The following is a 4,991-nucleotide window of genomic DNA, read 5'->3' as shown; positions in this document are numbered from 1 at the left end:
GGCGGCGCCGGTCAGTCCTCGCGGACGTGCCAGGACTGTCCGTACCCGCCGTCGGCCTCGGGGCGGGCCATCAGCTCGAGGAACGGGTCGGCGCTGAACGACTCCGGCCCGAGCACTCCGGCGCCGGTCCACACGCCGGTCGCGAGGAGCTCGAGCGCGACCACCGGGTTGAGCGCCGTCTGCCAGACCACGCACTGGGTGCCGTACTCGGCCATCGTCCACTCGTTGTCGCTCACGTGGTAGAGGTACACCTCGCGGTGGGCGCCGTCCTTCGTGCCCGAGACGAAGAGGCCGGCGCAGGTCCTGCCGGTCATCCGCGGGCCGATGCCGGCGGGGTCGGGCAGGGCGGCGGCGACGACGTCGCGCGGCGAGACCTCGACGGGACCGCCGGCCGAGCGGACCCGCAGGGGCTCGGTGCTGTCGAGGCCGAGGAGGTGGAGGGTGCGCAGGACGCCGATGAACTGCTCGCCGAGGCCGTACTTGAAGGTGACCTTCTTCGCGTCGAGCCAGCGCGGCATCAGCAGCACCTCCTCGTGCTCGACGTTCACGCACTCGACCGGGCCGATGCCCTCGGGGAACTCGAACACCTCCGGCTCCGAGAAGGGGGCGGTGGTGTACCAGCCGCGGTCGCGCTCGAACACCACCGGCGGGTTCAGGCACTCCTCGATCGTGGTCCAGATGGAGAAGGACGGAGCGAAGATCTCGCGGCCGTCCGCGTCGTGCACGACGAGGTTCGCGCCGTCGCGCACTCCGAGCTCGTCGATCTCGTCGAAGAGGTGGTCGGAGGCGTAGCGGGCGAAGACGTCGGAGAGTCCCGGCTCCACGCCCATGCCCACCAGGGCGAGGCGGCCGCGGGAGGACCACTCCTCCGCCGCGGCGAACTGCTCGTCGCCGAGCTTGAGCCCCGTCAGCTCGTGGGGCCGCTCGGGGTGCGGGAGCGAGAGGCTCATCGCCATGTCGAGGTAGTCGGCCTCGGCGGCGAGCGCCCCGGCGAAGATCGTCGGGACGAAGCGCGGCTCGACCGCGTTCATCACGTGGGTCGCCCCGTGCGCGCGGGCGACGGTCTCGACGTTCTCGGCATCAGAGGCGTCGATCCGCGCGGCGACGAAGCGGTCGTCGGCACCGTGCCGTTCCGCGATCCAGGCGACCGTGCGCTCGGCCCGGGCGAGGTCGTAGTCGCAGACGATGATCTGCTCGAAGAAGGAGCGGCGCGCGGCGATCTTCGCGAAGGCGTCGCCGACGCCGCCGGCGCCGACCAGGAGGATTCTCATGGGGACACCGTAGCGACGGATCGCGTCGTCCACCATGCCGAGCACCGACGGAATCGGAGCGGAGCGCGCCTTTCGGCCACCGGATCCGTCACCGGGCGGCCCGCTCCCCCCGCTCGAGCAGGCGGAGGAAGCCGGAGAGGTGCTCGAGGCCGGTCAGCGAGGTCGGGAGCGAGGCGGCGAGTGCCGGCGAGTGCACCAGGTACGCCGCCCACTTCGCCCGCGAGACCGCGACGTTCAGGCGGTTGGGCAGGAGGAGGAACTCCATTCCGCGCGGGACGTCGGCCCCGGAGGACGCGGCGAGCGACACGATGGCGACCACCGCCTCCCTGCCCTGGAAGAGGTCGACCGTGCCGACAGGCGTCTCCTCGAGGCCCGAGGCGTCGAGTGCGGTGCGGAGGAGCCCGCCCTGGGCGTTGTAGGGCGCGACGACGATGACGTCGGCCGCGGTCAGCGTCCGCTCGCCGTGCTCGTCGGTCCATGCGCGGCCGACGAGGGAGAGGGCGATCTCGACGACGCGCCTCGCCTCGTCCGGCGAGGAGGTGGTGTCGCCCGCGTGCTCGACCGGGACGGAGTGCACGCCCGGCTCGACCCCCTCCAGGTGGCGCACCTGCGGCGCCCGCGACCGCAGCGCGCCCTCGTAGGAGAGCTCGGAGACGGCGTCGGAGAGCGCCGGGTGCATCCGGTGGGTCTGCGCGAGGAAGTAGCCGTACTCGGGCGGGAGGACGTCGTGCCCGTCGGCGAGCCAGCCGAGCGCCGACTCGTCGACCGGCTCCGGGTGCGCGCCCTGGCTCACCTGGGGCAGCTGCTGCGGATCGCCGAGCAGGAGCAGCCGCTGGGCGGAGACGGCCGACGCGATCGTCGGAGCGAGCGAGAACTGCCCGGCCTCGTCGACCACCAGGAGGTCGAGCGAGCGGCGCGGCACGGTGACCGGATTCGCGAAGGTCCAGGCGGTGCCGCCGATGACGCAGCCGCCGCCCTCCTCGAGGACCGCGGTGAGTGCCGCCGCGTTCTTCACCGGCGCCCAGGGCGTCGCCTCGAGCGCCTCGGGCGGCGTGCCGTTCTTGGGCACCTTCGCTACGCGGGAGGGATCGACGCCGCGGCCGACGACGGCGCTCAGCACGTTCTCGACCACCGAGTGCGACTGGCCGACCACGCCGATGCGCCAGCCGTGCTCGTTCACCAGCCGTGCGATCACGTGGGAGCCGACGTAGGTCTTCCCGGTGCCGGGCGGACCCTGCACGGCGAGGGTCGCCCGGTCGAGTCCGAGCAGAGTGGTGACGACCGCGCCGATCACGTCGTCGCCCTGCACCGGAGCGACGGCTCCCGGCGGCACGCGGCGGAGGACGTCGAGCGCCGGGTCGGCCAGCATCGCGGGCAGCGCGTCGAGGACCTCGCCGCCCCACTCCGCGATCGCCTCGGGCTGGGGCGCGGCGCGCGGCGGCGGCGCGGGGGCGAGGGCGACCGGAGCGTCGTCGTGCGGATCCTCCCCCGCCTTCAGGCCCTCCTTGAGGAGCAGGACGATCCGCTCCCCGTCGTCGTCGACCGCGAGGATCTCGGAGCGCTCGGAGGCGCCGCGCAGACCGGGACCGGGCGAGGGCGCACCAGGGGGCGCCGGGGCCTCGTAGACCAGGTACGGCGACGAGCCGGTGCCGAGCCGGCTGCCGGGAGCGAGCCGGCCGAGGATCCGCAGCTCGCGCGACTGCGTGCGGGCGCGCGGGAGCTTCGCCCAGTCGCGGACGACCTCGACCCGGTCGATCATCACGACGTCGCGGGTGTCCGCCCACTCGTCCAGCGGCTGCCGGAGGCGGTCGAAGTGCTCCTGCCAGAAGGTCTTGGCCTCGCGGCGGTGGTAGTCGATCGCCGCGCCGGCGAGGGCGAGCGCGGTCTGGTCGGCCGTGCGCTCGCGCGGCTCGATCCCCTCGACCTGCGCCAGCAGTGCGACCGCGACCGGGTGCGGCTCGCGGGGCACGGGGATCTCGACCTCGAGCAGCGGCGGCAGCTCCTCGCGCGGCGGAGCGAGCTCCAGGAGCCAGTCCCGCAGGCGGAGCGTGGAGCGGCAGTCGTAGGCGTTGTACTCGGCGACGAGATCGAGCCCGCGCTGCCCCTCGACAGGATCGGCCCTCTGTACGGCGCGCGCCTCCACGTACATCTCGATGCTGTCGGCGGCGTTCGTGACGCCGGACGCGTCCCGCTCCTCCTCGCCCATGTAGAGCGGCTCCAGCTTCTTGAGCGAGTAGCTGCGCGAGCCCACCCGGAGCGCCCGCCGCACCACCGGGTACAGGTCGACCAGCACGCCGTCGCGCAGGAGCGCGTCGACCTCCTCCTCGCCGACCCCGTGGCGGAGCGCCAGCGAGAGGAGGTGGCTGCGCTCGTAGGAGGCGTAGTGGTAGACGTGCATCCGGGGGTGCTCGGCCCGGCGCGCCCGCAGGAGCGCGAGGAAGTCGAGGAGCGCCCGGCGCTCGGCCGCGAGGTCGTGCGCCCAGAGCGCGGTGAAGCGCTCCTGGTCGTCGACCATGCCGAAGAGGTAGTCGAGGCCCCACTCGCGGTTGTCCTCGGTGTGGAGCGGATCGCCCTCGAAGTCGAAGAAGAGGTCGCCCGGATCGGGCGCGGGCAGCCCGGCGAGCACGGAGGCGTCGATCACCTCGACGGCCGGCACCGGCGAGGACTCCGACCGCAGCTGCAGCCGCGCCTGGGCGCGCAGGCCCTCGAGCGTGCCCGCGCCCAGCCCGGGGACGGGGCCGTCGTGCTCGGCGAGGGCGTCGAGGGTGAGGACGCCGGCCGCCGTGAGCTTCGCCCGCTGGTCGAGCCGCATCCCGGCGACGAGGATCGGATCGCGGTGCGCCTGGACCTCGGGCGCGCAGACCGAGCAGCGTCCGCAGGAGGGGTAGCGCGGATCGCCCCACGCCAGCGGCTCGTCGGCGGAGAGGCGCTCGGCGAGCACGGCGCGGAGCCGTGCGCGCTGCACCCGCTGGACCGGGGCGACGACGGCCAGCTCGTGGCTGGTGACGGAGCCGTCGCCGAGCACGAGGTGCACCTGCTCCCCCACGCGGATGCCGCGCGCCTGCATCTGCTCGGCGTAGGCGGCGAGCTGCAGCAGCGCCGGGATCTTCGCGTGCCGGGCGAGCTTGGTGTCGTAGACCTCGTAGGCGCCGTCGGCGGTGCGGAGGAGGAAGTCCGAGAAGCCCAGGAACTCGCCGTCGAAGAAGGTGGCCTGGTAGAGCACGTCGACCCCGGCGCGCATCGCCTCGACGGCCGCCTCGGCCGCCGCGGGGAAGCCGGCGGGCTCGGGGCGCTCGAACTCGAGCACCTCGTGCGTGCGCTTCAGCTCGGCGAGGAAGCGGTGCTCGTGCTCGTCGCCGAGCACCGCGGTGCGCTCGAGCATCCCGTCCCTCTCGGCCTCGAGGCGCGAGGCGCGGCCGAGCAGGGCGTCGAACCGGCGGAGGACGGCCCACTCGCAGGCCGCCCAGTTCGACAGGTCGGTGGGGCTCGTGACCACGCGGCCGGACTCCAGGTACACGCGACTCCTTCCGCGACCACCGGGCGGCGATCGGCTCCAGGCTAGGGCGCCCCTCCGACACTCGTGCGGCCGCTGCCACCACCCGCGCCGCTCCGGCTCCGCGTGGCAGGCTGGGCCGATGACCCGCGCTCGCTTCGAGATCATCCCGGCCGACGACATCGGCGAGCGCGCCGCACGGGCGTTCCCGGACCCCTCCGCGGTGA

The 4,991-nt window shown here is 74.0% G+C and carries 2 protein-coding genes; both read right to left on the bottom strand.

Going from position 1 to position 4,991, the window contains the following annotated elements; all coding sequences use genetic code 11:
• Positions 1-11: 11 nt before the first annotated feature.
• Positions 12-1,271 (bottom strand): saccharopine dehydrogenase family protein, encoded by a 1,260-nt coding sequence (locus tag C5C27_RS16520; protein ID WP_104314942.1) that lies wholly within the window; start codon positions 1,269-1,271, stop codon positions 12-14.
• A gap of 88 nt (positions 1,272-1,359) precedes the next feature.
• A complete protein-coding gene (locus C5C27_RS16515; protein WP_104314941.1) occupies positions 1,360-4,788 on the bottom strand; it encodes a bifunctional RecB family nuclease/DEAD/DEAH box helicase in 3,429 nt (1,142 codons plus the stop codon).
• Between the last annotated feature and the right edge of the window lie 203 nt (positions 4,789-4,991).

This window comes from Rathayibacter sp. AY2B7 (assembly GCF_002931635.1).
Lineage (GTDB): Bacteria > Actinomycetota > Actinomycetes > Actinomycetales > Microbacteriaceae > Rathayibacter.
The sequence above is the reverse complement of the archived record's forward strand: the minus strand, read 5'-3'. Positions and strand labels throughout refer to the sequence as shown.

What these genes read in the sequence shown, in the direction of transcription:
- C5C27_RS16520 (WP_104314942.1), bottom strand. Translation starts at nt 1,271, where the DNA reads ATGAGAATCCTCCTGGTCGGCGCCGGCGGCGTCGGCGACGCCTTCGCG.